Source organism: Shewanella inventionis (assembly GCF_019931735.1).
Lineage (GTDB): Bacteria > Pseudomonadota > Gammaproteobacteria > Enterobacterales > Shewanellaceae > Shewanella > Shewanella inventionis.
In genome coordinates, this window is record NZ_CP082926.1 from 1,584,133 (window position 1) to 1,610,130 (window position 25,998).

Sequence of the window (25,998 nt, forward strand, 5' to 3'; positions counted from 1 at the left end):
ATTCGAATTCAGCCTAATAAGACATTCGCAGTAGAAGCTCTGGAATGCAACAACCGAATAAACCAAGGAAGCCAATATGTTATCGATGAAAAATATCAACAAGGTATTTAAAACGGATTTAGTTGAAACCCATGCGCTGCGTGACTTTAACCTTGAAGTGAATGAAGGCGAGTTTGTTGCAGTAACAGGCCCATCGGGCTCTGGTAAAACCACCTTTTTGAATATTGCAGGTCTGCTTGAAGGCTTTACCACCGGAGAGTTCAGCCTTGATGGGGTGAATGTGTCTAATTTAAGTGATAACCACAGCGCTAAAGTGCGTAATGAAAAAATTGGTTTTATCTTTCAGGGGTTTAATTTAATTCCCGATCTTAATTTAGCCGAAAATGTTGAAGTGCCGCTACGTTATCGGGGCATGAATGCCAGCGAGCGTAAGCGCCGAGTAGAGTCAGCTTTAGAGCAAGTCGGCTTAGGTGCGCGAATGAAGCATTTACCGACGCAACTCTCTGGTGGGCAACAGCAGCGGGTCGCGATTGCACGAGCGTTAGCGGGGGAGCCACGGTTTTTACTCGCCGATGAACCAACCGGTAATTTAGACAGCTTAATGGCGCGCCAGGTGATGGAGCTTTTAGAGAATATTAATCAGCAAGGCACCACCATTATTATGGTGACCCATGACCCTGAATTGGCCCGTAGAGCTCAGCGAAATATTCAAATTGTTGATGGTCAGGTGTGTGATTTTTCGATGTACCAACCTGCTGCAACTGGCACTCGTTAAGGGGAACATCATGTTTTTTTATTATTGCGATTTAGCCTGGCGAAGCATTCGTAAAACGCCGATGTTATCCATGTTAATGGTGTTAGCTATTTCAATTGGTATTGGTATTACTATTACGACTCTTAATGTATATAAAACCATGTCTTATAACCCCGCGGGCGATCGCAGTGAGGTGATAAACTCGGTGCAGTTATGGAGCCAAGGGTTAGACACCTGGGATGAGTTTAGCTCAAATATGACCTACACAGATGCTATGAACTTGCGTAATAACAATGAGCTGAGCTTCAAAGCTGCAACCTTTCGTACTGGTTTGGCGATGCAGTCTGACAACCCTAAAATTGAGCCAGTGTTGCAAAGTGTTAGGGTGACAGATAGAGACTTTTTTAAGATTTTTTCGGTGCCATTTTTATACGGCAGCTATTGGGATGTGAGCGTTGATGAACGCCCTGCGTATCAAGTAGTGATTAGCCAAAAACTCAATTTACGTTTTTTTGAAGGTAAAAACAGTGTAGGTAAAACGGTATTTTTAGACCGTAAGCCATACCAAATTGTTGGCGTAATTGAAGACTGGAATCCGCAACCTAAATATTACGACCCGCTTAATGGTGCTTTTAATGATGCAGAAGAAATCTTTATTCCTTTTTCGTTAACTGCTCAAGAAGAATTCGATGTATGGGGAAACACCAGTGGCTGGAAATTTGAACCAATGTTGACCTATAACGACAGATTACTCTCTGAAAAAGTGTGGATTCAATTTTGGACCGAGCTTAGCAATCAAGAGCAAAAACAAAGCTATTTAGCTTGGTTAACCCGTTATGTTGAGCAACAACGCACAATGGGGCGTTTTACCGACTCAGCCAAAACGCCCTCAGAGTTGGTGCAAATTAGCCATGTAGAAAAGTGGCTTGAAGACAACAATGTTGTGCCTAAAGATACCAGAATACTCGTTGGGTTAAGCCTGCTGTTTTTAAGTGTGTGCTTGGTGAATATTCTTGGATTGTTACTGACTAAGTTTTTAAAGCGTGCGCCTGAAGTGGGAGTTAGACGTGCCATTGGTGCCAGCAGAGGACAAATTTTTAGTCAGTATATGGTTGAGGTTAGCATGATTGGTTTTATTGGTGGAGTAGTTGGTTTGCTATGGGCCTTCGGTTCGTTAACTGCGTTACATGCTTATTTTGAAGTTGACCAAAGTTTGATAGGGCTTGATATGAGTATGTGGTTTATCACCCCGCTTATTGCTATTTCTACTGCGGTAATAGCGGGTATCTACCCAGCATGGGTTGTGTGCCGCACTAAACCGAGTGTGTATTTAAAAGCACAATAATGGATTTAATAAGGACATCATTATGTTACATATCAAGCCGATTTTATCCAGTTTAATGCGCAGTAAAAGTTCCCCTATTTTATTGTTATTACAAATTATTTTATCTGTTGCGATAGTCGCAAATGCCAGTTTCATTATTAATGAACGATTATCGTTAATGCAGCGTGAGTCGGGCTATGCAGAAGAACAAATACTGACGTTTAGTGTGTATAACTTTGACCCAAGCATCGATAACATGAAGCAAAACCAAGTCGATCAGCAGATTTTACGATCTTTGCCCAATGTTATTGATGCCAGCTACAGCAATATGTTGCCGTTAAGCGACAGCGGTTGGATGGATAGATATGTAGATGGCCCTGATGAAGATACTGCTAAAAGTACCCCAGGTTTTGCTTTTTATTTAGGTAATGAGCATTTATTAAATGTGATGGGAGCCAAGTTAATTGCGGGTAGAAACTTTAGCGCCGACGAAATTAATACCGGTCTGGATGACAGTGGCATGTTGGCATTGGTGTCGCAACCTTTAGCTAAAGCCTTTTGGGGGGATGAATCTCCACTGGGTAAAACCATGTATCAAGGTACGCAAACCGTGACCATTATTGGTGTCGTTGATAAGTTACAAGGTGCCTGGGTCGATCATGAAAACTTTGAATACAGTGTGATTCAGAATATCGATTTTGGTGGCAGTAGCAGCAACAAATCATACATGGTACGAGCTTTACCTGAACATATTAAAGGGTTGGAAGAGACCATTCGTAAGGCTTTTCATGCTGAAAACCCAAATAGGGTTCTCGATAATTTTCAAACCGTGGCTGAGCTGCGGGACAGAAGCTACAGTAACCATCGTTTAATGGCGACCGTATTGAGTATTATGGTGGTGTTACTGTTATTAATTACTGCGCTAGGGTTAACGGGTATGGTGATGTTTAATATTCAACGCCGCACTAAACAAATAGGCACACGTAGAGCACTAGGAGCGCGCAAGCGCGATATTATTCAATACTTTATGGTAGAAAACTATTTGATATGTATTGTCGGTGGTGTGATAGGTGGCATGTTGGCATTAGTGCTTGGGCAGCAATTAATGTCGCTTTACAGCTTACCTATGGTACCTGTGATTTATCCGATTCTGTCTGTAATTGGTTTGCTGGTGGTGACAACGCTTGCGGTGATCGTACCGGCAGCTAAAGCGGCAAATATTTCACCTGCTCTGGCAACGCGCAGTGTGTAATTTGTTAAACTGCGTCGCTTACGTTTAACAATAACATGACCGTGAGTTCTTCTGTCATGTTATTGTTAATGAATATAATATCCTGTTTTTGAATTACGACAACCTAAATGGACTAAAGCCTACTCTAATGGATACTATTTTAATTGTTGATGACAATCATGCTGTTTGCCAAGCGTTAGCGTTAATGGTTGAGCTGCATGATTACCATGCTATTTTTTGTCATTCACCTGAAGCGGCTATGGATATTGTCAGCAAAAAAGAGATCAGTTTAGTCATTCAAGACATGAACTTTAGCCGTGATACCACCTCGGGCGAAGAGGGCAAACAGCTGTTTTATGCCTTGCGTCAGTTACAGCCCAATTTACCCATTATTTTGATGACAGCCTGGACCCAGTTAGAAACCGCAGTAGAGTTGGTTAAAGCGGGCGCTGCCGATTACATGGGCAAACCCTGGGATGATGCCAAGTTGCTAAACAGTATAAGCAACTTATTGTCTATCTATCGACTGTCTCAACAAAACCATCAGTTAAGCCGAATCCACAGTGACCGTATGTCGGCCATTAATGACGCAAACTTATGCGGTTTAGTATTTGCCAGCGGCGCCATGCAGCGTTGTGTTGACCTTGCATTGCAAGTCGCCCGCTCAGATGTATCAGTGATGATCACGGGCCCCAATGGCGCGGGTAAAGACAAAATAGCCGATATTTTACAGGCTAATTCACCGTTAAAAGCCAACCCCTTTATTAAAGTGAACATTGGTGCATTACCAATGGATTTACTCGAGGCTGAGCTGTTTGGTGCAGAAGCAGGGGCATTCACCGGAGCGAATAAAACTCGCGTTGGTCGTTTTGAAGCCGCCGATGGTGGCACATTATTTTTAGACGAGATTGGCAATTTACCCTTGTCTGGCCAAGTTAAACTACTTAGGGTGCTACAAACGGGTGAGTTTGAACGTTTAGGTAGTCATCAAACGCGCAAAGTGAATGTACGCGTGATTAGTGCGACTAACGCTGATCTTGCCGATGACATTGCTAATGGACGTTTTCGTGAAGACTTATATTATCGCTTAAACGTAATTGAGCTCAGTGTGCCACCCCTAAAACAGCGCCAAGACGATATTTTACCCTTGGTAACCCATTTTATGGGTGAGCAGTTTATTATTAATAAATCGACTCAGCAGGCGTTAATTAATCATTGCTGGTCTGGTAACGTACGCGAGCTAGAAAATGCCTGTAAAAGGGCTGCATTGCTAGCTAAGTCAACACAATTAACAATTGATGATTTTGGCTTAATTCCCCTGCCTACAAGTCAAATGGAAGCGGGGTCAAGTCATAATCATGAAAGCCAATCTTATTCTACTTCGCTAGTTGAACAACAAGATAATGCGCCCTTAATCAATGAGCCCGATAAACAGCAAATAGAAGCAGCATTAACTCAGCATAATGGTGTTATTGCCAGAGTGGCTAAGTCATTTGGTTTAAGCCGTCAGGCCTTGTATCGTCGTATGGATAAATTTGGTATTCGAGATACAAAATCATGATGTTGTCGCTGCGAACTAAACTGGTGCTAGCCAATATGCTTAGTTGCCTGCTAGGGGGACTTTGTGGCGCGCTGGTGTGGTTTAGTCTGGGGGACACCGCCTTATGGTTAGCGCTGATTGTGATGCTGGTAGTCTGCTATTTTTGCACAACCTGGTTAACAAAACGATTAAGCGATAGCTTGCAAGCACTTGAAATCGGTTTACTTAATTTTAAAGATAATGATTTTAGCGTGTCGTTGCATTCTTACGGCGAGCCACAATTAGATGCGCTAGTGAGTCTATACAACCAAGCGTCAACAAAGCTGCGCAGTGAACGTCAATTTATTTATCAGCGTGAGCTAATGCTCGATAAGGTGATCCAAAATTCGCCTAATGTGATGTTATTAATTGACGATTCGCAGCGGATTATTTATGCCAATGGTGCTGCCAGGCATTTATTTCATCAGGGCGTGAAGATAGAAGGTATGCTGCTACCTGAACTGGCGGTCATGTTGCCCGACACATTAAAAGCTGCGTTAAAAAGCGAGCAAGAAGGGTAACACCATTCAGTTAAGAGTTTCTTCTCTTAACTGGATAGCGAGTTTTGTTAATTCGAACGGTCCTACTTTTGGGCCGTTTTCGTTTTTTGGGCAAGATAAATTGTTTAACGTTTTCCCTCATTGCTTTGAGCTTTTTAGGGATCGTTCCTGGCGAAGCAATTGCGCACCACATCAACTCATCCTGTATATAACGCATCGCCATTACAAAGCTAATCCGCAATGGTGACACCTCTGCCTCTTTAGCGATTTGGCTTATTTCAACTCTGATCAAGTTATACGCAATCAGCATTCCCCAAATCTCCTGATAAACGCCTTCAACGGTCTGACTTCTTAGTAAAATACTCTCATCAAGTTGATATTGCTTGATTTCTCCATAGCCATTTTCTATCTCCCAGCGTTCGAAATAGACATCTAATATATCTTGAGAGGAATATTTGCTTGTATTGGTTAATGAGCTCAGCACACCTGTAATATGATTGTCCTGGGATTTTTCTTGATAGGTCACTAGTCTTGCATGCCACTTTTCAGGTAGCTCTGGGTTCTTTTTTCTCGCTTGTGGTGATACTGGCATTTCAACTAGATAATCGTTATCAGCGTATTGCTCGATAACTTCAAAGCGTGTATTACATTTGAGTGGAGTAAGCCAATGACTATTTGGGTTGACTCCCCACCAACTTGTCATAAGATCTGCACTAAAGTAACAACTATCAAAAATAGTGAGAGAATTAGCTGGAACTGATTCAATTAGCTCTCGAGCATAACTAATTTCGCCTTTACTACACGGACCAAATTTTACATCTCTTATCATACGACTTCGTAATGACATGAGTGCGCATAAGCGGGCTACTGGGTATACGGACTGCTTCCTATGCTGATTACTGATATAGCCAAAATGCTCTGAATTTTCGGTATTTTCTGCACATCGAAATGTCGTTCCGTCAACAGAAAATAACTGAAGACCATGCCATGTATCTTGGCTGTCTTCCCTATGACACCAGTGTTTAGAAGTGATATTAAAAAGGGCTTTAAGGGGAGCGGCTGTAAGTCGCTGTCTGGCTTGCGGGATAGCACTTGGTGCAACGGTTTCGCCCAGCTTATCAACTAACTTTAAGTCGAGCTTCGAGACGACTTCGGCGATGGAACGATTTCGATAGAGGCCAATGCCAACAATGAGCCAAACGACTAATTCTGCAGGAAGTTTTCTGCGCCTAATACTTGCTTTGTTGGTTAGCTCTAACGCCTGTTCAATCCATTCCAATGGCAATTCTTTTTGAAAGATAGAGAGTTCTTCGGGGGCAGCAAGTAGTTCAGTATCAATAAGCCAGTTAGACAGCATAAAAAATAACTCCGTTCAAAAGAAGGAGTCATTTTCGTAGGATCATTTTTGCTGTCAACCGATCAGTTTCTTAACTGATCGGTGTTAAGCAAGAAGGGCTGTTTTCGATTGAGGGTGGCAAGGTAAGCGACAGCCATGCCGACAGTGGTGATGTTGAAACCTGGCATATTTCACGTGGGCGCTTTACCCAAAACAACCAACAACACCATTTAATTTTGCTCAAACAGCTCACAAAAGAGCTTAACCGCCAAGAAGTGGCCGTATGGAAAAAGGTGATAAGGATTATTAGCCATGAGCTGAATAATTCGGTGGCGCCCATTGCGTCTATGGTTAACTCGGGTAAGCATTTAACTCAGCATTTAGATAACCCTAAATTACAATTAATTTTTGATACCATCGAAAACCGCACCACACACCTTAGCCAATTTATTTCTCATTATGCACAGTTTGCTAAATTACCGCTGCCACAAAAAACCTTGATTGATTGGGCTAAGATGACTCAGCAATTAGCGCAGCAATATCCATTTAACCTGTTATCCCCTTTACCTACGATGCCAATCGAGCTAGATGCAGTGCAATTAGAGCAAGTTTTTATCAATCTGCTTAAAAACGCTCACGAGTCTGGCGCTAAGGCCGACACAGTGTCGTTAATGTTTGAAGAAGTAACTCATCCCGTTAACGGGTTATTGGTTAAAGTCGAAGACCAGGGTAGCGGAATGTCGACCGAGGTATTGTCGCAAGCCTTGTTACCGTTTTATTCAACTAAGCAGTCGGGTACTGGTATTGGCTTACCTTTATGCCGCGAAATAATCGAAGCCCACGGTGGCCGAATTAGTATGCAAAACCGTGTAGAAGGCGGTTTAAGTGTCAAAGTCTGGTTGCCTTCACAGTAAAAACATTTAGTGAAAACATTTAGTGGGGTCAAAATTTAGTGGGGTCAGGGTAAACATTTATAAAAACACTCTTGTCCCTCAAACCATTTTCTGTCCATAAATGCGTTAAATCTTTAAATAACAAACAAGGTTAAATCGAAGATAGCTATACGGCGGATGTAATCGCGGCTATGACCTTCGAAAACATGGATGTTTTCGCAGAGCGCCCATGGATGGGTTTACCGCGTGTCATAGAAGCGATTTCATTGAGTATCGTTGCCTAAAATCATAAAAAGCAAAACACCTGGGTCCCGGCTCAAAAGCATTGCCGGGACGACGTTAGAGTTAGGACGATATTAAAGTTAGGACCATGAGACAGTAGCTAACATGCCTTTGTCCAGAAATGCGTTAGTTCTTTTAACAAACAAGGTTGAATCGAAGATAGCTATACGGCGGATGTAATCGCGGCTATGACCTTCGAAAACATGGGTGGTTTCGCAGAGCGCCCATGGATGGGTTTACCGCGTGTCATAGAAGCGATTTCATTGAGTATTGATTTTTTATAATTTACATAAATAGCTGAAGACGTCGTAATCGATGTTAATACCAATTCCACTAATTATCTGATTGGTCACATAATTAATGGAAATGGTATAAGATTAAAAACGCCGTTAATGCGGACTAATTAACTCTCACAAAAATGAAGGGATACCATGCACACGATTTTGATTTGTTTACTTATAGCTATGTTATTGCCATATGCCGCTAAAGTGCCTGTTGCGATGGCGATGGCTAAGTTAGGCCGTTATGACAACAACCATCCGCGCGCGCAGCAAGCGCAATTAACCGGTTTTGGCGCGCGAGCCGTTGCAGGGCATCAAAATGCGTTTGAGTCATTAATCGTGTTTGGGGTGGCTGTGCTCACGGCATTAGTGACCAATAATGTCACCGATGTGGTGGCATTACTGGCCATTGTCCATGTGGTTGCCCGAGTGGTGTACCATGTGTTGTATTTATTAGATTACAGCACAATGCGGTCGTTATCTTGGTTTGTGGCGATAGGCGCGTCGATAGCGATATTTTGCCAGGCTTTTTAAAGGCTATAAACGTTGTAATAACCATAAAAAACGCCTTGTTGGCGTTTTTTTATGGCTGTGAGTTAATGCGAGTTTGCTATTGGGGAGCGTCTAGGCTGGCGATACGCTCGTAGCCCATTTCGGTAAGCTGATCGTTAACGCAGTCAAGTAAAAATGCAGCGACTTCGGTTTCAGGTAATTGATCTTCTACCGCTATTTGCTGACAGGCTTCTTTTAACGAAACGATGTCTTTCATTGGTGCTTGAGGCAGCGCACTTGCATTGAAGCTTAAGGCTAAACCGCTAGTAAATAAGGCAGCAATGGCTATGCGAGAAAGGGTAATAGATGTTGACATAATTGTTCCTTCTTGGGAGAACTTTGTTATTTTGACAAATATTACTGTAGCTTAGTTCCTTTGGGTAGTGTCTAAATCGATTTAGGTAATAATGTTATGACCGAGTTTGAGGTGTTACTCAACCAAGTTAATCAATGTCAACTTTGTGCGGCGTCATTAACTGATGGTGTTCGCCCTGTGGTGCAACTCGATCCTCAAGCAAAAATATTGATAATTGGCTAGGGTCTATTGATCTTTGCTGATTGAATTTTGTTCGAGTTAAAAACGTTTTAATCGAGACGAATGGATTGATGCCTAGTCATCTAAGCAAAATCCATTCAACAAAGAGTAAAACGTTTTTAGCCGAACCCTTCGGGCAGCGTTTGTTGGTCATTTTTACTGCGTTATCGACTTTTTATGTAGAATAACTACACCTCAAAGTCTCTGCCTTGTAGAAATGGCCAACAATTCGCTGCAAAAACAACCTTGAAAGATCAACAGACCCTAGGCGCCTGGGCGTAAAGTGCATGAAACGGGTATTCCTTTTAATGATGCCAGTGGTGACAGGTTACGTGAATGGCTAGGCGTAAGCCGAGAAGTATTTTACGATGCTAAGCAGGTTGCCATTATGCCAATGGGGTTTTGTTATCCTGGGAGTTATACTGCGACTACAGCTAAAAAAGGTCAATCGGGTGATTTACCGCCTCGATCGGAATGTGCGCCTAGGTGGCATGATTTATTATTGCAGCGCTTGCTGAATGTAGAGTTGATTTTGTTGGTAGGCCATTATGCTCAGCAGTATTACCTTGGTAGGAATTCCTTAATAAATAAACCTAAAACGCTCACCGAAACGGTAAAACAATGGCACAGCTTTGGGCCTCGCTATATACCGTTGCCCCACCCAAGCCCTCGCAATAATATTTGGTTGAGCCGCAATCCATGGTTTGAAAAAGACTTGCTTAGCGACATAAAACTGCGTGTCGCTAAAGCATTGGCCTAGGCCTGTTTACTGGCGATAAAATCAATGGCACTTGGTGATAAACAACGCTTAGACAAATAAGTGGTGCTTTTTTGCATGGCGATTAAAAAGCCTGCGTCGGTTTGGGTGATGCGGTACACATCGGTCCATAAAATCTGTTGATTTACATGAGTCGATTTGCTGTGGATCCCGCTATCATCAACGACTAATGTAACTGTATCGCCAGCGGCTTTACTGATCATTTGCCGCCATAACCACCAGGTTTTTTTAAAACGAATGCTTAACCACTCGACAACGGCTAAGCCAATAAAAAAGTAGCCTAAGTAATACATTTCTTTTGTATTGGCAGGTAATTGGCCAATACTTTCTTGCATTAAAATGGCCAAACCAATCACTACAAATATAGCTGTTTTGCTGTATTGTTTTAGGCTGGGAGCGGTATTTACCGACTGAGTAAAGCATTCTTCAAAGTAGGTTTTATCGAGCACATACTCTGCGGTGTAATTAAAAGCTGATGACATGATGACCTATGACTGCAATGGAATTACCAAGATTATCGCATAGTCGCCAGTTTGCTCAAAGCTTGAAGCAAACCGGCCTAATTAACCTGTAATTGAACTGACCAATGCCACAGATAATTGTTGCTGCTCTTCTGCTGTGAGCTGTTTATCTTCTTTATTTGATAATGAAAACACGTTATCTGCTCGTTCACCAACCGTACTGATGGTGGCTGAGTGAATATTGAGTTCGAGTAAGCGAAATGCACTGGCAATTTGCTCCATAAAGTCACTGGTGTCCAGTGCAGACACATTCACTAAAGAGCGTGTTGATTTACGTGAGTGCAAAAATTCAATTGTAGGATGATTATCAAAACTTTGGTGACGTCTTGAAGCTCGTTTTTTTGGCAACGCTAAGCCTTTGTCTAGCACTTGATGCAATTTGTTTAATACTTGTTTGCGGCGCTGGGCACTGGTAATGGGCTTTTCGTCAAAATCGAGCACCTTAAATGACTCAACCACATAACCGTCTTTTGTGCGGGCAATTTGAGCCTGTTTTACTGAAATTCGCAGTGCCGCTAGAGTGTTAAACAGCTTTACAAATAATCCAGGGCGGTCTTTGGTATACACAAATACGTCGCTGCAGCCTTTTACAATGGCATCATCGAGTAAAATTAATGTATTAAACTGATTATCTTCTGTTGGTACTGGGTTGTGTTGCAGCATTGCCTGTGTGTATCTAGCTATATCATCGGCTTCAGCATTGCTGAAAAAGGCAATGGGTAATCGCTTCCATAAGGTTTTGATATCGTTTGTGGTGTCTGTATCGCAGTTGAGCAAGTTAAGCGCTTCTTGCTTGTGCTCGCGCACAAGGGTGCGGATTTGAAGAACGTTTTCAAAACCACCTCGCAACGCTTTACGGGTGATAAAATACAGATCTTGCAACAATGAGGCTTTCCAGTCATTCCATAAATCATCATTGGTGGCTTGAATGTCTGCAATAGTGAGGCAATAAAGCGCATCGAGACGGGTTAGGGTGCCGACTTTTTTTGCAAAGGTGTTGATAACGTCTGGATCGTAAATGTCCATCCGTTGTGAGGTGATTGACATCAATAGATGGTTTTCTACCAACCAACAAATTAGTGCTTCTTGAGACGCTTTTAAGCCATGAAATTTGGCAAACATGCTCGCATCTACTGCGCCTAGTTCACTGTGGTCTCCACCACGGCCTTTGGCTAAATCATGAAATAATGCTGCAAACAGTAAGTTAGATTTGTTGGACATTTTTTGGTAAATGTCTGCCGCTAAGGCTAAATCTTTATCAAGACTTTTTATATTTTTGCTGTATGCATAAATGTTTTTCAATACTTTATGAGTATGCTCATCGACGGTGTAGGCATGGAATAAATCAAATTGCATTTGGCCAACCACTTCACGCCATTGCGGCAGGTACGATGCCAAAATACCGTGTTGGTGCATTAAGGTAATGGCCAGCCCCATGCCTTCTGGGTGGGCAAAAATGGCTTTAAATTGCTCGCGGCAACGTTGAAAGTCTTGTAAGTCGCCCATGAGGCGGCGTCTAACTTGGCGCAATAAGCGCAGTGTTTCTGCAGTAATGCCGATGATTTTGTCGTGGTGAATGGCTATAAATTCAAATAACGCCATGATTTGAGTTCGGTCAATAAATACCGTTTCATCACGAACATGAATGTACTGGTCGACAATTTCAAAGTTGTCATTAATGGCAATAATAACTGGATTGAGCTCTGGGATGATTTCGCGTTGAAAATAGGCCATTAATATTTTGTTTAATTCGCCAATGCGTTTCATTGCCCTGAAAAGCTGACGCATCATTTTTTCAATTGCAATACTGCCGCTTTCGCCGATGGACACACTGTCACCAAAGCCCATTAGTTTGGCGACTTCAGCTTGGTATTGCAGTAATAAGCGGTTTTCGGAGCGCTGAGCGGCCTGGTGCAGGGCAAAGCGCACTCTAAACAAAAAGTTTTGGCATTCCATTAGCTCGGCGTATTCGTCGTTGGTTAAAAAACCGAAGCGACGCAGTGATTGCATATTTGCCACACCAAAATGTTTACGAGCCACCCAGGTGAGGGTTTGAATGTCACGAATGCCGCCTGGGCTGGTTTTTAAATTGGGTTCGATGCTAAATGCGGTACCTTGTGCTTTGGCGTGGCGTTCTTGTTGTTCGCTCAATTTGGCATTAAAAAATGCCTGGCTTTGCCATAAATCTTGGCCGTATAGCGCGGTTAGCACTTGTTGTTGATGGTCGCTATTGCCATACAAATGGCGAATTTCGAGCAGGCTGGTGGCAATGGTGACATCGTCTTTACAGGCTTGAAAGGTATCTTTTAAGCTACGCACTGCATGGCCGAGGTCGAGGCCAATATCCCATAACTGAGTTAAAAATTCACTGACTTTTGCGCCATCGTTAGCGCTAAGTTCACCGTCGTGAATGATACAAATATCAATGTCGGAGAAGGGGTGCAAGGTTTGCCGGCCATAACCGCCAACAGCATTGAGTGAAATGTGACGATCATCTAAACCAAGTGATTGCCAACGTTGGCAAAGGAGAGTATCAAAAAATTGTGAACGCTTGTTTAACGTGTCATTAATCGCACTCTGAAAAATGTTATCTTGTAAAAATTGATCCAGTGACTTTATTGCCTGCTTAAGTTCTGCAGTGCTCATGTCTGGGCGCAAATCTGTACTGCCAGGTTGCGAAAGCATGTTACTCCTTAGTTGTGTAGTCCTTTTACAGAATAAGGTATTCTTACCCAAAATGGTATCACTCTATTTTATGAGGTTTTATGGTGTCTAAACGAGGTCGCTTAGACCAGTTTATCGCCCGTACGTTACAGATTTCGAAAAAAGCGGTCCGTAATTTACTGATTGATAATAAAGTATTGGTTAATGGTGTGTTGGCAAAGTCACCTGATTTGCAAATTGATGAATTTACGCATGTTGAATGTAACGGGGTGGTGTTGCGCCAGTATGAAAAACAGTACTTTATGCTTAATAAACCCGATGGGGTAGTGAGTGCAACTATTGATGAACAACACCCAACGGCTTTGAGTTTATTAACGGGCGTTGACCATGACATGCTGCATGTTGCAGGGCGGCTAGATTTACATTCAACGGGGTTATTATTGGTGACCAATGACGCGAAATGGTCAGCGGCATTAATGGCGCCACAAAACAAAGTGGCCAAACAATATATTGTTACTTTGGCCAATCCTATTGGTGATGACTATATCGAGGCATTTGCACAAGGGATGTATTTTGAATACGAGGGCATTACAACTTTGCCTGCGCAACTTACCATCTTGTCGAGCCACCAGGCCAAAGTGGTGTTGCGTGAAGGAAAGTACCATCAAATAAAACGCATGTTTGGCCGTTTTCGTAATCCTGTTGTTGCCCTGCATCGAGTGTCTATAGGGGAAATCGTACTGGATAACACACTGTTACCCGGACAGTTTCGTTCATTAACAAAAGCTGAAGTTGATTGCATTATTCAGCACTAGATCAACTTTTTCTTACCTGCAACATGTTAATTTAAGGTCATCTCAATAGGCCATAGGTGACATGTGAATTTTCAAGCATTGAAAAAAGTCAGTGAGCTTGATGTGTTTAGTTTGCTGGTATTTAAGATTATCTATGAAACTGGGTTTGCTAATTGCGCCGCTAAAGAGTTAGCTGTTTCTGCTCCAAAAATCAGTCGTTGCCTGACCTCGCTAAGGGTCATCTTTAATGATGAGCTGTTTTTTCGTCGCCAACAAGGTCTAAAACCCACGCCACTGGCAGAGCGTTTGTATCAGCCTGTGTGCCAGCTATGTGACATGATTGGGCAAATTGAGCGTGTAGCCGAAGACAAGTCTAGTCACCAACAAACGTCAATATTACATGTGGCTGTATCGCCAAGTATTATTACCAGTGTTGCCATTGCCTTAAGCCAGTGTCCTCGCGATACGATAGGTAAAGTCAAGTTACACAGTTGGCAGAGTGACACCGAAGAGCTGATTTATAATGGTGAGTTGGATTTTGGCATTGGGTTTGATACTCAAGATGCCCATGGTTTAGAAGTGCACACTATTGGCCGTGTCACGTCATTGTGTTTAGTGGGTAAGCAACAACATTCTGTATGGGATAATGCCGATGAAATTACACTTGAGGATGTGATCCAACACTCTATTGTGTATTTGAAATGTCGAGGTTTTAACAATCGTATCGATCCACTAGAACTGTATTGCCAAACACATGGCTTACCGTTAGAAGATATTGAATGTGTTAAAAAACTTGAAGATTGGTATTGGCACATACTTACCCTGGACAGTTTGGCGCTAACGATTTGTAATGAGGGTTCTTTTGCAAGCCAGATCCCCCAGTTGCGCGTTGAGCGATTAGCCGCCTCAGAGTTTGCCCGGCTTAATTCTGTGATGCCTATGCCGGATTACTGTTTAATTGAACGAGCAGAGCATTACCGCAGATATTCTACAGATGTGAAGCAAATGATAATCAATATCACTCGTTCAATAATAATGTGAGCGGATTCAAAATCTCAATGGACGAACGGACAAGGATGTCTTATTAACCACCATGCAGGATAATATTTTAACTTGATAAAAATCAATCGCTTGGGGTTGGTAGTTGATTGGTTTCCACAACTGGATTTATTCTGTCTTTTCAAATACCTCTTTAGGGTTGCAAATAATGAAATTCCCCCTTTCATCTATCAGTATATCCGATAATAAAACTGCAAATTTCTGTTAACGAATTTGCAACCAATCGTCACAGCTTTACTATCTCGCACGGGTATTTTGGCGTAATTCCTTATATTTTGTATGTGTAAGACCTACAAATCTAAATCGGGGGATTTAAGATGAAAAAATATAATAGAACTTTACTGGCTGCAGCGTTTATTGCAGCTTTTGGTATTGCAGGGTGTGGCTCGGATGGATCCGATGGCGCCGACGGCGTTGATGGTGTTAATGGCGTTGACGGAGTAGATGGTGCTGACGGTACGTCTGCTGCATTGACTGTAACAACCGTAGAAAATGCATATGGCTTCAATTTAACGCTCGACCCAGCAGATATTGTGGTGGTGGGTAGCGATCCATTTAGCATTAAGTTTACTGTTTCTGGGATCGGTACAGGTAACAAAGTTGTTCCTTTTTCTGGGCTTGAAAGAGTGGCTTTATATGTGATGAGCCAATCAGAAAATACCACTGATACTGGCGCTCCTATGTTATGGACCAGTCATACTTTAGCCAATGATTTTGGCAGCAGCATGTACTGTAATTTAACCGGTAGCACGACAGCGCGTGATGGCTCTGTGGTTAATGCCTGTACGCTTGCTGAAGATACCGCTAATCCTGGTACCTATACTGGTTCTTGGACTCACGAAGGTAATGCGCCCGTCGTATTAACCGACGGTGATGCTAACGATTTAGTTCGTGTAATTATTCGTGCTTATGATGTAGTAGACGCAGACGGAACAAGTATCAGCGATAAAATTTTATCAACACCGTTAGATTTTATTCCTGCAACGGGTGAGCTAGCTGTTTCTGAAAAAGACTCTGTGTCGAATGCGGCATGTATTAAATGTCACAGCTCATTAGATGGTTACGCTGATACTGACATGCGTATTGCTAATATTGATGCTCACCATAATTATCAAAAAGTGGAAAACTGTGTGGCTTGCCATAACCCAGCCTATGCGGGCGGACAAGATGATCCTGAAAAAGGCTATAACGCTAATTTCAATGCCATGATCCACACCATTCATGCGGGACATCAAATTGCAGACTCACTCACTGGCGAAGCCAAAGAAATGTTTGGTGAAATTGGTTTCCCATCTGAGTTAAATGAGTGTACAGCATGTCATGATAACGGTACTCAGTGGAACGATAACATTTATGCTGAAGCTTGTGTGTCTTGTCACGTTGATGTCGACTTAACCACGGGTGATAACCATAATGGCATTATTCCTGCGAGTGACGCTGTATGTTCTGGTTGTCATGGTGCGGGTAGTTTAAGCCCTATGCAAGCTCATAATGTCGGCGTACGTGCAATGACGACTGATTCAATTGTCATGTCCGTAAGCAATGTGGTTTATGCTGAAGATGCAGTTGATGTAAGCGGTGTAATGCAAGACCAAATGACAATTACATTTGATGTAACAGTTGATGGCTCTCCAATTGTTGATGGATTCGATTTTGCAGATTATGCAAACTACGACGAAATCAAAACAGGTACAGTTGACGCTGATGGTACTTATTATGTGGGTACTTCTGTAAACCTATCTGGTGTAGTTTCATCTGGTGGTAAGTTTGTGGTGACTAAAGTGGCTAACTTTAATGTTGCTGGTCAAACTATCGCAATTACGCCTCGCTTCTCGGTGTGTGCTGATTCAGATGCTAAATTAGTTGCCTGTCAAGATGCCAGCGGTGAAGACCAATATGCTGTTGAATATGTTGCAGTTACTATGGACACCAAATACTGGAATCTAGCTAATGCAGATGGTTCTGGTGCTAACATTGCTCGTCAAAGTGTGCCATCAATGGTGACCGCAGATGAAGCGAAATGTAGCACTTGTCATACTTCTCTTGGCATTGCAAAACACTATGGTAACGAACGTTTTGACCAATGTATGGGTTGTCATAACAACACATGGGGTGGTTCTTACCATGTTACTGTTGAATACAAAACAGATGAAGTTAATGACGATGGTGAACCTGTATTTGCAACCATTGATGATTTAACTTACAACAACCGCGACTTAATGACTGTTTCTCACCGCTTCCACAGTGGTTTATGGGACGATAACCGTGGTTTCCCTGCAATTAACTTAAATTCAGATATGGAAACCCAAGGTTACCCTGCTGTTGCGACTGAATGTTCAGCTTGTCATAAAGACGACATGAATATCTTTGCTGCTGATGGTGGTTTAGCGTCAGGTAAACGTGCTATTGCGGTTAATTCTGCTGGTACTCAGTTTATCTCTCCAGTTGCAGAGTCATGCCGTACTTGTCACGCTCACTCTGATGCCGCAGCACTGGCTCACTTTAAAGCGAATGGTGCAACAGTTGAAGGTGAACCAGATACTACTGCTGATTTACCTGTAGAGTCTTGTGCAACTTGTCATGCTGAAGGTAAAACTTACGGTATTGATACAGTGCATTCAACTGTGGCTCACTAGGTTAATACAAAATACAATTTCTTAATCATCACATAAGAAACTAAGTAAGAGGGCGGCAGCAATGTCGCCCTCTTTTTTTGTTTGATTTTCGGTGTAGCTAGGGGCGCTACGCTGCTAGGGCGGACTTTGTCCTGCTAGGTTGCTACGCTGCTAGAGCGGACTTTGTCTTGCTAGGTTGCTACGCAGCTAGAGTACTACGTCGTCCCGGTAACGCTTTTGAGCCGGGACCCAGGTGTTGGCTTTTGGGGCTTAGGTTCTAGGTCCTAGGAACTCGCAAGCTCGCCAGAGAGCGGACTTCGTCCTGCTAGGGTTGTTTTGCTGCTAGAGCGGACTTTGTCCTGCTAGGTCGCTGCGCTGCTAGAGTACTACGTCGTCCCGGTAACGCTTTTGAGCCGGGACCCAGGTGTTGGCTTTTGGGGCTTAGGTTCTAGGTCCTAGGTCCTAGGTCCTAGGAACTCGCAAGCCAGAGAGCGGACTTCGTCCTGCTAGGTTGCTACGCTGCTAGAGTACTACGTCGTCCCGGTAACGCTTTTGAGCCGGGACCCAGGTGTTGGCTTTTGGGGCTTAGGTACTAGGTTCTAGGTCCTAGGTCCTAGGAACTCGCAAGCTCGCCAGAGAGCGGACTTCGTCCTGCTGGGTCGCTTCGCTGCTAGAGCGGACTTCGTCCTGCTAGGTCGCTTTGCTTCTAAGACTTTATAGATTCTAGCCGCGCAGCGTCCTAGCAGCGTAGCGCTCTAGGTTCTAGACTCTAGCTTTAGACTCAAGAGTGATCGCCATTTTATCGTAGATACAAAAAGGAGGCATTGCTGCCTCCCTTGGAATTGATGATTTGCGGTGCTAATCGAGTGCTATTAGCGGTTACGCTGCCGTTTGTTGGCGCTGCATGGTCAATAACCATTTACCGTAGATAAAGATACCCACAGCCGAAATAATCCCGATAGCAGCAATGATGTACCATGCCATACCAATGTTATTGGCTTCATAAAGCATATGGGTTAATTGTTGTGCTTCCATGCCGGTAAAATCGACTAAACGCATAAAGGCTTCACCTTGTGGAATCGCATCAACATCAGTTTGGCTCATGCCACGGCTGACTAATTCATTACGCGAGATAATCTCTTTAGAGGCATAAATTTGGTAAAGCTTAGGGGCAAAGTAGCCTTCTAAAGTCCAACCTATCCCTTGCGGTAACATCACAAAGCCTAGGTACATGGCTTTTTTACCTTCAGGGGCAATATTACCCATAAATTCGTTTTTCTTTGGGCTAATCATCATTTCACCGAAAGAGAACATGGCGATGGCCAATACAATCATCCAGGCAGCATTAAATGCGCCTACCAGCATGATAGCGGTAATACTTAAGATACAACCCACTAACATGGCGGTGGTAATACGGTACTTGGCAGTAAATGCAGCCACCAAGAAACAGGTAGTCATGATCATACCGGCGTTAAGGTTTAACATGCCTTCTGGCATGACCTTAGTCCCTTCATTATTTAGGCCAAGCCAGAATTGTAAAATACCGTTGCTGGTGCCTTCTGGGCCAAATAATGAGGTGACAATAATGCTGGTATCAACCCATTCGGCAATATGAATAGGCAGTACGTCAAATAACGAGTTATATAAAAACCAGAAGCCTGCAAATACCAACATGTAGTAAATCACGACTGGTTTTTTAAGTTCTCTTAATGCGTCTTTCCATAATGCTTCTTGTTGGATTTCGCCAGATTTTATTTTTTTGGCACGTTCTAAACGTTCATCTTTACCTGGCTCTTTATAAGCCAGTAAAAACAAAAAGTTGAATGAGATGATGGCTGCACAGGCATAAAACACATTGTCCCACGATAACTGACGCATATGCACAGCAACCAATGGCCCTAAGAATCCACCGATATTAACTACCTGGTAAAATATGCCCCAGGCCATTGAGGTGTTTTCGCGTTTAGTCGACAACACTAATGTGCCTTGAATACCGGGCTTAAATACCCCTGTACCTGCGGCAAGCAACATGGCTCCGGCTAAAAATCCCCAAAAGTTTGGGAAAAACGCCATGGTGAGATAGCCCATGATTTTAATGATGGTTGATACAAAAATGGTTTCTTTGTAGCCAACTCGATCGGAAATACCACCAGTTAATACTGGAATAAAGGTTTGTAGCATAGCCCATACAGCAATGATGATGCCGTAATCGTGCAAATCGATGCCTAAACCTCCTTCAGATACGGGGGATTTGGCATATAAACCGGCAGAGGCTTTTACGCCATAGTAGGCGATACGTTCAACCAGCTCCATGCCGCCGACCAGCCAAAAAATATAACCGAGGCTAGTGATTGATGCCCACATTCCCAGTTGTTTTACTTCACTCAGGTCGTTGCCTGAATGCGAATTAGTGCTCATAAGTCACCCTTTATTATTGTGTGTTGAGTTAACGCAAGACACTCTACCTAAGTTGAGGGAAAATATCCAAAAAACAAAAAGCGGATCGTGAGATCCGCTTTGTTTATTGTCAATTGCTGTGCATTTTAGCCGATATTTAGGCGCCACAACATTTTTTATATTTTTTGCCACTGCCGCAAGTGCATACATCATTACGGTTAGGTTTTGCGTCAAACGTAACGGTTTTAGGTTTGTTCAGTAAACCTGTTAGCTCAACAATGTTCTCGGCTTTATCGGCATCAACAGTAATGTTAGCAAATAGCTTGTGCTCAGCGACCATGGTGGCAACTTCTGCTTTGCGATCTTCAGTTTGCACCGTGAGGTTTAACGGTGAAATTTCAGTACCCGGTTTAGTCGCTCGTTTGGTGTTATAACCGCTTTCGCCATAGGCTGGCTTTGGGGTTCTGCGACCTTTAAAAAAGAATTTATCAGACATGGTTTTGACCCATTAAATAGAATGATGATATTGGCGCAAGCTTATACAGCAAAAACGCAAAATGGGATATTAAAGTTTGCTATAAGTATAAAATAAAAAAACCAGCGACACATCGCTGGTTTTTAGTATCAATGTAATTAATTGATTACGCTTCTATTTTAGCCAGCTCAACTTTTTGCTCGTTTAATTTTTCAATATCACGAGTTAAGTCGGTCATTTTTGCGCGCTCTTTATCAATAACGGCGGCAGGGGCTTTGGCCACAAAACCTTCGTTAGATAATTTGCCTTCAATACGGGCAATTTCTTGCGCTAGCTTTTCTAGTTGCTTGTCGATACGGGCCATTTCGGCAGCTACATCAATTAAGCCGGCCATTGGAATGAGTAGCTCCATATTGCCCACTAACTGGGTTGTCGACATTGGCGCGCTGTCACCTTCTTCAAGCACTGTGATGGTTTCAAGCTTGGCAAGACTTGCAAAGAAAGCCTGGTTGGCTTCTAGGCGAATACGGTCTTGATAACTTACACCACGAACCAGCGCATTAAGTGGCTTAGATGGGGCAATGTTTAGCTCAGCGCGAATGTTACGTACTGCCACAATCACTTGTTTAACCCATTCAAGGTCGGCCATTGCTGTGGCATCAACTTGATCAGCTTGATAGGTTGGGAACGTGGCCAACATCAAGGTGTCACCGGTTACGCCGGCTAACGGCTTAACACGCTGCCAAATAGTTTCGGTAATATATGGCATGATTGGGTGCATTAAACGCTGCATTTTTTCAAGCACTGTGACTAATGTATGGCGTGTGCCACGCATTTGCGCTTCGCTGCCACTTTGCATTACAGGCTTGGTGAGCTCTAAATACCAGTCACAGAATTGGTTCCAGGTGAACTCGTATAAAGTGTTAGCTGCCAAGTCGAAACGGTAAGCGGCCATGTGGTCGTCGAAGGTTTTTACGGTTTGGTTGAATAAACCAATAATCCAACGGTCGGCTAATGACAGCTCCATTTCACCTGGTTTGCCGTCAACTAAGATTTGGCCGCAATCAAGTGGTGTGCCAGCTTCGTCGCTGTCTGGGTTGGTTTGAGTTTCTGTGTTCATCAGCACGTAGCGTGATGCGTTCCATAACTTATTACAGAAACTGCGGTAACCGTCTAGGCGCTTCATGTCCCAGTTAATGTCGCGACCGGTTGATGCCATTGCAGCTAAAGTAAAGCGCAATGCGTCAGTACCGTGCGCTTCAATGCCTTCGCTAAACTCTTTGCGGGTACTCTTTTCAATTTTTGCGGCCAGCTGTGGCTGCATCATGTTGCCGGTACGTTTTTCAACTAGCGCTTCGAGTTCAATACCGTCAATCATGTCTAATGGGTCAAGTACGTTACCTTTAGATTTTGACATCTTGTTGCCGGCTTCGTCACGGATAAGACCGGTCACGTAAACGGTTTTAAAAGGCACTTGTGGTTTGCCGTTTTCATCTTTAATGAAATGCATGGTCATCATGATCATACGGGCAACCCAGAAGAAGATGATGTCAAAACCTGTCACCAACACATCTGTTGGGTGGAAGGTTTTTAAGTCTTCTAAATTGTCTGGCCAGCCTAGGGTTGAGAATGTCCATAACGCTGAACTGAACCAGGTATCTAATACGTCATCATCTTGGCGCAGTACGGCTGAGTCGGCAAGCTTATGCTTGGCGCGCACTTCTGCTTCGTTACGACCAACATACACTTTGCCGTTTTCGTCGTACCAGGCTGGAATACGGTGTCCCCACCATAACTGGCGTGAAATACACCAGTCGTTGATGTCGCGCATCCACGAAAAGTACATGTTTTCGTATTGCTGTGGCACAAATTTGATTTCGCCGGTTTCAACCGCTTCGATGGCGGTTTTAGCCATAGACTCAACGGCCACGTACCACTGGTCTGTGAGTAATGGTTCAATCACCACACCTGAGCGATCGCCATAAGGCACTTTTAAGCCGTGTGGCGCGACTTTTTCAAGTAAACCTAGGGTGTCAAACTCAGCAACGATTGCATCACGGGCTTTAAAACGGTCTAGGCCAACATAACGCTCTGGTAAGGCCATTTCGATGTCTTTGTTTGGCGTGCCGTCGGTGTTAATCACTTCAACAAAGCTACGTACCGATGCATCTAAAGTGAAGATGTTGTACATAGGCAATGCATGACGCTTACCTACTTCATAGTCGTTAAAGTCGTGTGCAGGGGTGATTTTCACGCAGCCTGTGCCAAATTCCATGTCGACATAATCGTCGGCAACAATCGGGATTAATCGATTAACGATAGGCAATAGAATGAATTTACCAATGAGTGACTGGTAACGCTCGTCATCTGGGTGCACAGCAACTGCACTGTCACCTAGCATGGTTTCTGGGCGGGTTGTGGCAACTTCGAGGTAGTCTTTACCGTCGGCCGTGAGCGCACCTTGTGCCAAAGGATAGCGGAAGTGCCACATGTGGCCTTGCTTTTCTTTGTTTTCAACTTCTAAGTCTGAAATGGCGGTGTGCAGCTTTGGATCCCAGTTGACTAGGCGCTTGCCGCGATAAATTAATTCGTCATCATAAAGACGCACAAACACTTCTTGAACCGCTTTTGATAAGCCTTCGTCCATGGTGAAACGTTCGCGATCCCAATCAACTGAGGCGCCCATGCGACGAAGTTGTTTGGTGATGGTGCCGCCAGACTGTGCTTTCCAGTCCCAGACTTTATCGATAAAGGCGTCACGGCCTAAATCGTGGCGTGTTTTACCTTCTTCGGCTTCAAGCTTGCGCTCCACCAACATTTGCGTGGCGATACCAGCGTGGTCGGTACCCACTTGCCAAAGGGTATTTTTACCCTTCATGCGTTGATAGCGGGTGAGGGTATCCATGATAGTGTCTTGGAATGCATGACCCATGTGTAAGCTACCGGTTACGTTCGGTGGCGGGATCATGATGCAGTAGTTGCCTTGTGATTCATCACCATGGGGCTTGAAGTAACCTTGCTCTTCCCAGTTTTGGTAAAGGGCTTGTTCGATAGACTTTGGGTTGTATGTTTTTTCCATAGGAGCGTTATGTTCTCTATCTAAATTAAGTGTTTATTCTGCTAATGCTTGGGTGCTAGGTGTGATGCCGGCACTTTGGTATTGACGGTAGCGATTGCGGGCAATGCGCTTGAGTTCATCGTCATTAGCGACAAAATCGATAATATGGGGCAAGTTTACCGCAAAAGTGGGCATTTGGTCTGCAAGATTAATCAGAACTTGGCGACTTTTATTTGGCCCTAGGGTGTCAAAACCAATTTCAACAGGCGCGCCTGTTACTGGGCCTTCACCTTTTAAATTGTGCGGTACAAAGGCGTTTGGCTCAAATTGCCACAGTAACTCGTCAATTGCATAGGCTTGTTGTTTGTCTTTGCAATGAATATAGACGGTTTTTTGCTGGCGATAATGTTGTTCTGCTAACCGGCAGGCAGCCAAATAAAGCGCATCTAATGCACTCATTTGATTATGATTATCAGGCATAAGGTAAAACAAGGCTTGAGTCATGTTGTGCAGCTTTTTAGCGGTTAATAAGTTGGCCACGAGTTTACACTAAAATCGCTTGCGGGTTAATGGCTGTGGTTCTGCGATTTATATGACATTTGCATTAGCTACCCTTAGCGAATTAGTTCACATTTTACATGGGTAGGGCTTGTGCCTTTGGTGCACTCTTTTAATGCTCTGCGTTGCGCTTTTAGCATTGTGTCATAACCAAAACCGTAGCCATAGCGAATATGACCACTCTCGCTAACAGCAACAGCAAGAGCTTTGTGATCGTTAAAGTCTTTAAATTGCTTTAACACTTCAATCAATTTTTGATCATTTGTTATGAATTGACACGCTTTAGCTTTTGGGTTTTGTTCGCAAGTTAATGGATATTGATCAATTACATGATATGAAATATCGATACTGTTAAACCAAGAAGACCAGCTGGTTTCTTTTGTCTCATTTGTAAGATCAGCAGGAACATGAATTTGCAGTTGTTGGTTGTCAGAATCTTGTGGCTCTAACCAGACTAAGTTGAGTTTATTGTCGTTAGGGTGGCCGTCTGCCACAAGCACATCGCCCGCGCAGTTTTCGCACAGTTGCTCATCTGCTTTTATGATTGATATTTGGGTTGAATGGCCAGAAGCGCCGCCGCAGCTTCGTTCAAAGATAACAGCTTTGTACATGTTATCTAATGATAGCGATTCGGTGTAAACGGTATTACCGCACATGGAGCTGAGTAGAAAGCCCAATAAAATTGCCGTTAACCCATAAAGGGCTAACGCGCTGACGATGGTAATGATAATGACTTTTAGCGCTTTCATCTGAATATCCATTTCAATGACTTTAATGCAATAAAGTAGAGGGTATTGGGTATAAAAAGGCTAAATGTAGTAATTAAACAGTCCTTTGCCTTGTTTGCTGCGGGCTTTGGCTTGGTTCATCTTAACCCCATGTAGACGCTAAACAATATAATGGTTACTTTACTTAATTTAACAAGTTAAACATTGTTTATGCTCGATTTTTAGGGGATGACTTAAGCTGGATTATTGGACTTGAGATGCAAAGTATCGTTGGTAGAGTGTTTGATAATGGCCAGATGCTTTTAATTGATCAAATGCGTGTTGCCATTGTGCGACGGTTTCATCATTGGTGTCGTTTGAAAAGGCAATATACAAAGTTGAATCATAAAGTTTAATGGGTGTTTTCTCTATGGTGTTTACATCAATATTGGCTGCTTTGGCCAAAAATGGCATCACCAGTTCGCTCATTGGGGCAACATCAACCCGTCCATGATTGAGCATTTTCAATGATTGGATTTGCGATTTGTCGGTACTTAAATTTGAGAATTCATTCGTTTCTAAATAGGTGTGGTCGGCATTACCTTGTACCACGCCAATTTTAGAGACGCGCTTTAAATCGGTTAACTCTTTTAATGTTAGCCCTGAGTTACGTTTTTGATAAAAATACACACCACTAGTGATAATTGGGCCTACCCATTTCATGTCGTTTTCTCGCTCAGGCCTTTTGGCGATAACAAATAATGCCGTTTGGGGCTGTGTTTTTAAGTTCTGAAATGCGCGATTAAATGGGAGTAGTTCGATATTGGCTTGCATTCCTCTGATTTGAGCCATGCCTTTAACGAGTTCAACAGAGAAGCCCGTTAACTGATCATTTTGTTGATAACTAAAAGGATGTAATGAATGGGTAATAAAGCGGATGTGTCCATCGGCTTGAGCAAATACAGGTGGAGGCATCAAGGCTAGCGTTAGTATAAGCACTAACATAACCGCTGAGGTTAACGACGACATTAACGCGTCGAGGCAGTTACATTTAGGTATGTACACTGACATGTTCACTAAAGGAAGTTTCACTTAATCATTTCCT

General features: G+C 43.2%; 21 protein-coding genes and 1 pseudogene. 12 read left to right on the forward strand and 10 right to left on the reverse strand.

Features of this window, described 5'->3' with window-relative positions:
• The first annotated feature begins 76 nt into the window (after positions 1-76).
• The 5 genes from K8B83_RS07200 (at position 77) to K8B83_RS07220 (ending at position 5,409) form a co-directional block, all read left to right on the forward strand.
• A complete protein-coding gene (locus K8B83_RS07200; protein ID WP_188740947.1) occupies positions 77-775 on the forward strand; it encodes an ABC transporter ATP-binding protein in 699 nt (232 codons plus the stop codon).
• A gap of 10 nt (positions 776-785) precedes the next feature.
• Positions 786-2,099, forward strand: coding sequence for an ABC transporter permease (locus K8B83_RS07205; protein WP_188740946.1), 1,314 nt, complete (start codon positions 786-788; stop codon positions 2,097-2,099).
• A gap of 22 nt (positions 2,100-2,121) precedes the next feature.
• Positions 2,122-3,330: an FtsX-like permease family protein gene (locus tag K8B83_RS07210; RefSeq protein ID WP_188740945.1), complete on the forward strand. Its 1,209-nt coding sequence runs from the start codon at positions 2,122-2,124 to the stop codon at positions 3,328-3,330.
• Between the two features lie 127 nt (positions 3,331-3,457).
• Entirely contained in the window at positions 3,458-4,870 is a 1,413-nt protein-coding gene (locus K8B83_RS07215) for a sigma-54-dependent transcriptional regulator (protein ID WP_188740944.1), read from the forward strand.
• Positions 4,867-5,409 (forward strand): PAS domain-containing protein, encoded by a 543-nt coding sequence (locus K8B83_RS07220; protein ID WP_223419433.1) that lies wholly within the window; start codon positions 4,867-4,869, stop codon positions 5,407-5,409. The genes K8B83_RS07215 and K8B83_RS07220 overlap by 4 nt, the downstream gene beginning before the upstream one ends.
• Positions 5,410-5,419: 10 nt before the next feature.
• On the opposite strand, the gene K8B83_RS07225 is transcribed toward K8B83_RS07220, so the two are convergent.
• Entirely contained in the window at positions 5,420-6,745 is a 1,326-nt protein-coding gene (locus tag K8B83_RS07225; RefSeq protein WP_188741272.1) for an IS4 family transposase, read from the reverse strand.
• A 110-nt stretch (positions 6,746-6,855) separates the two neighbouring features.
• Between K8B83_RS07225 and K8B83_RS07230 the strand changes: the two are divergent.
• Both K8B83_RS07230 and K8B83_RS07235 read left to right on the forward strand, forming a co-directional pair.
• Positions 6,856-7,638: pseudogene (locus tag K8B83_RS07230) on the forward strand (sensor histidine kinase); the annotation flags it as partial.
• Between the two features lie 692 nt (positions 7,639-8,330).
• Positions 8,331-8,714, forward strand: coding sequence for an MAPEG family protein (locus K8B83_RS07235; protein ID WP_188740198.1), 384 nt, complete (start codon positions 8,331-8,333; stop codon positions 8,712-8,714).
• A gap of 76 nt (positions 8,715-8,790) precedes the next feature.
• Here K8B83_RS07235 and K8B83_RS07240 read toward each other — a convergent pair whose 3' ends face one another.
• Positions 8,791-9,048 carry a hypothetical protein gene (locus tag K8B83_RS07240; protein WP_223419435.1) on the reverse strand — a complete coding sequence of 86 codons (258 nt, stop codon included), beginning with the start codon at positions 9,046-9,048 and terminating at the stop codon, positions 8,791-8,793.
• A 96-nt stretch (positions 9,049-9,144) separates the two neighbouring features.
• Here K8B83_RS07240 and K8B83_RS21630 point away from each other — a divergent pair, with 96 nt between their 5' ends.
• Together K8B83_RS21630 and K8B83_RS07245 are read left to right on the forward strand one after the other, a co-directional pair.
• On the forward strand, positions 9,145-9,270 hold the full coding sequence (locus tag K8B83_RS21630; protein WP_263283587.1) for a hypothetical protein: 126 nt from the start codon (positions 9,145-9,147) through the stop codon (positions 9,268-9,270).
• A 280-nt stretch (positions 9,271-9,550) separates the two neighbouring features.
• On the forward strand, positions 9,551-10,027 hold the full coding sequence (locus tag K8B83_RS07245; RefSeq protein WP_188740199.1) for a uracil-DNA glycosylase family protein: 477 nt from the start codon (positions 9,551-9,553) through the stop codon (positions 10,025-10,027).
• On the opposite strand, the gene K8B83_RS07250 is transcribed toward K8B83_RS07245, so the two are convergent.
• Positions 10,024-10,527, reverse strand: coding sequence for a YcxB family protein (locus tag K8B83_RS07250; protein ID WP_188740200.1), 504 nt, complete (start codon positions 10,525-10,527; stop codon positions 10,024-10,026). The two genes, K8B83_RS07245 and K8B83_RS07250, sit on opposite strands and share 4 nt — an antisense overlap.
• 81 nt (positions 10,528-10,608) lie before the next feature.
• Positions 10,609-13,251: a [protein-PII] uridylyltransferase gene (gene glnD / locus K8B83_RS07255; RefSeq protein ID WP_188740201.1), complete on the reverse strand. Its 2,643-nt coding sequence runs from the start codon at positions 13,249-13,251 to the stop codon at positions 10,609-10,611.
• Positions 13,252-13,331: 80 nt separating this feature from the next.
• Between glnD and K8B83_RS07260 the strand changes: the two genes are divergently transcribed.
• The 3 genes from K8B83_RS07260 (at position 13,332) to K8B83_RS07270 (ending at position 17,719) form a co-directional block, all read left to right on the forward strand.
• Positions 13,332-14,045, forward strand: a complete 714-nt coding sequence (locus K8B83_RS07260; RefSeq protein ID WP_223419437.1) for a 16S rRNA pseudouridine(516) synthase — start codon at positions 13,332-13,334, stop codon at positions 14,043-14,045.
• 63 nt (positions 14,046-14,108) lie between these two features.
• A complete protein-coding gene (locus tag K8B83_RS07265) occupies positions 14,109-15,065 on the forward strand; it encodes a LysR family transcriptional regulator (protein ID WP_223419439.1) in 957 nt (318 codons plus the stop codon).
• 335 nt (positions 15,066-15,400) lie between these two features.
• Complete coding sequence (locus K8B83_RS07270; protein ID WP_223419440.1) at positions 15,401-17,719, forward strand: OmcA/MtrC family decaheme c-type cytochrome; 2,319 nt, start codon at positions 15,401-15,403, stop codon at positions 17,717-17,719.
• Between the two features lie 858 nt (positions 17,720-18,577).
• Here K8B83_RS07270 and K8B83_RS07275 read toward each other — a convergent pair.
• The 6 genes from K8B83_RS07275 to K8B83_RS07300 all read right to left on the reverse strand — a co-directional run bounded on the left by K8B83_RS07275 (position 18,578) and on the right by K8B83_RS07300 (position 25,985).
• Positions 18,578-20,116, reverse strand: coding sequence for an MFS transporter (locus K8B83_RS07275; protein WP_223419442.1), 1,539 nt, complete (start codon positions 20,114-20,116; stop codon positions 18,578-18,580).
• A 136-nt stretch (positions 20,117-20,252) separates the two neighbouring features.
• Complete coding sequence (locus K8B83_RS07280; protein ID WP_188740206.1) at positions 20,253-20,591, reverse strand: PBPRA1643 family SWIM/SEC-C metal-binding motif protein; 339 nt, start codon at positions 20,589-20,591, stop codon at positions 20,253-20,255.
• A gap of 145 nt (positions 20,592-20,736) precedes the next feature.
• Complete coding sequence (locus tag K8B83_RS07285; protein ID WP_223419444.1) at positions 20,737-23,649, reverse strand: valine--tRNA ligase; 2,913 nt, start codon at positions 23,647-23,649, stop codon at positions 20,737-20,739.
• Between the two features lie 33 nt (positions 23,650-23,682).
• A complete protein-coding gene (locus K8B83_RS07290) occupies positions 23,683-24,132 on the reverse strand; it encodes a DNA polymerase III subunit chi (RefSeq protein ID WP_188740257.1) in 450 nt (149 codons plus the stop codon).
• 110 nt (positions 24,133-24,242) lie between these two features.
• On the reverse strand, positions 24,243-24,935 hold the full coding sequence (locus tag K8B83_RS07295) for a DUF4189 domain-containing protein (protein WP_223419446.1): 693 nt from the start codon (positions 24,933-24,935) through the stop codon (positions 24,243-24,245).
• Between the two features lie 222 nt (positions 24,936-25,157).
• Complete coding sequence (locus K8B83_RS07300) at positions 25,158-25,985, reverse strand: substrate-binding periplasmic protein (RefSeq protein WP_223419447.1); 828 nt, start codon at positions 25,983-25,985, stop codon at positions 25,158-25,160.
• Positions 25,986-25,998 lie beyond the last annotated feature (13 nt).

Excerpts from the sequence above, each read along its gene's own strand:
- K8B83_RS07280 (WP_188740206.1), bottom strand. The coding sequence starts at position 20,591 with ATGTCTGATAAATTCTTTTTTAAAGGTCGCAGAACCCCAAAGCCAGCC.
- K8B83_RS07215 (WP_188740944.1), top strand. The coding sequence starts at position 3,458 with ATGGATACTATTTTAATTGTTGATGACAATCATGCTGTTTGCCAAGCG.
- K8B83_RS07295 (WP_223419446.1), bottom strand. The coding sequence starts at position 24,935 with ATGAAAGCGCTAAAAGTCATTATCATTACCATCGTCAGCGCGTTAGCC.
- K8B83_RS07285 (WP_223419444.1), bottom strand. The coding sequence starts at position 23,649 with ATGGAAAAAACATACAACCCAAAGTCTATCGAACAAGCCCTTTACCAA.
- K8B83_RS07235 (WP_188740198.1), top strand. The coding sequence starts at position 8,331 with ATGCACACGATTTTGATTTGTTTACTTATAGCTATGTTATTGCCATAT.
- K8B83_RS07290 (WP_188740257.1), bottom strand. The coding sequence starts at position 24,132 with ATGACTCAAGCCTTGTTTTACCTTATGCCTGATAATCATAATCAAATG.
- K8B83_RS07240 (WP_223419435.1), bottom strand. The coding sequence starts at position 9,048 with ATGTCAACATCTATTACCCTTTCTCGCATAGCCATTGCTGCCTTATTT.
- K8B83_RS07225 (WP_188741272.1), bottom strand. The coding sequence starts at position 6,745 with ATGCTGTCTAACTGGCTTATTGATACTGAACTACTTGCTGCCCCCGAA.
- K8B83_RS07205 (WP_188740946.1), top strand. The coding sequence starts at position 786 with ATGTTTTTTTATTATTGCGATTTAGCCTGGCGAAGCATTCGTAAAACG.
- K8B83_RS07210 (WP_188740945.1), top strand. The coding sequence starts at position 2,122 with ATGTTACATATCAAGCCGATTTTATCCAGTTTAATGCGCAGTAAAAGT.
- K8B83_RS21630 (WP_263283587.1), top strand. The coding sequence starts at position 9,145 with ATGACCGAGTTTGAGGTGTTACTCAACCAAGTTAATCAATGTCAACTT.
- glnD (WP_188740201.1), bottom strand. The coding sequence starts at position 13,251 with ATGCTTTCGCAACCTGGCAGTACAGATTTGCGCCCAGACATGAGCACT.
- K8B83_RS07200 (WP_188740947.1), top strand. The coding sequence starts at position 77 with ATGTTATCGATGAAAAATATCAACAAGGTATTTAAAACGGATTTAGTT.
- K8B83_RS07270 (WP_223419440.1), top strand. The coding sequence starts at position 15,401 with ATGAAAAAATATAATAGAACTTTACTGGCTGCAGCGTTTATTGCAGCT.
- K8B83_RS07260 (WP_223419437.1), top strand. The coding sequence starts at position 13,332 with ATGGTGTCTAAACGAGGTCGCTTAGACCAGTTTATCGCCCGTACGTTA.
- K8B83_RS07275 (WP_223419442.1), bottom strand. The coding sequence starts at position 20,116 with ATGAGCACTAATTCGCATTCAGGCAACGACCTGAGTGAAGTAAAACAA.
- K8B83_RS07250 (WP_188740200.1), bottom strand. The coding sequence starts at position 10,527 with ATGTCATCAGCTTTTAATTACACCGCAGAGTATGTGCTCGATAAAACC.
- K8B83_RS07220 (WP_223419433.1), top strand. The coding sequence starts at position 4,867 with ATGATGTTGTCGCTGCGAACTAAACTGGTGCTAGCCAATATGCTTAGT.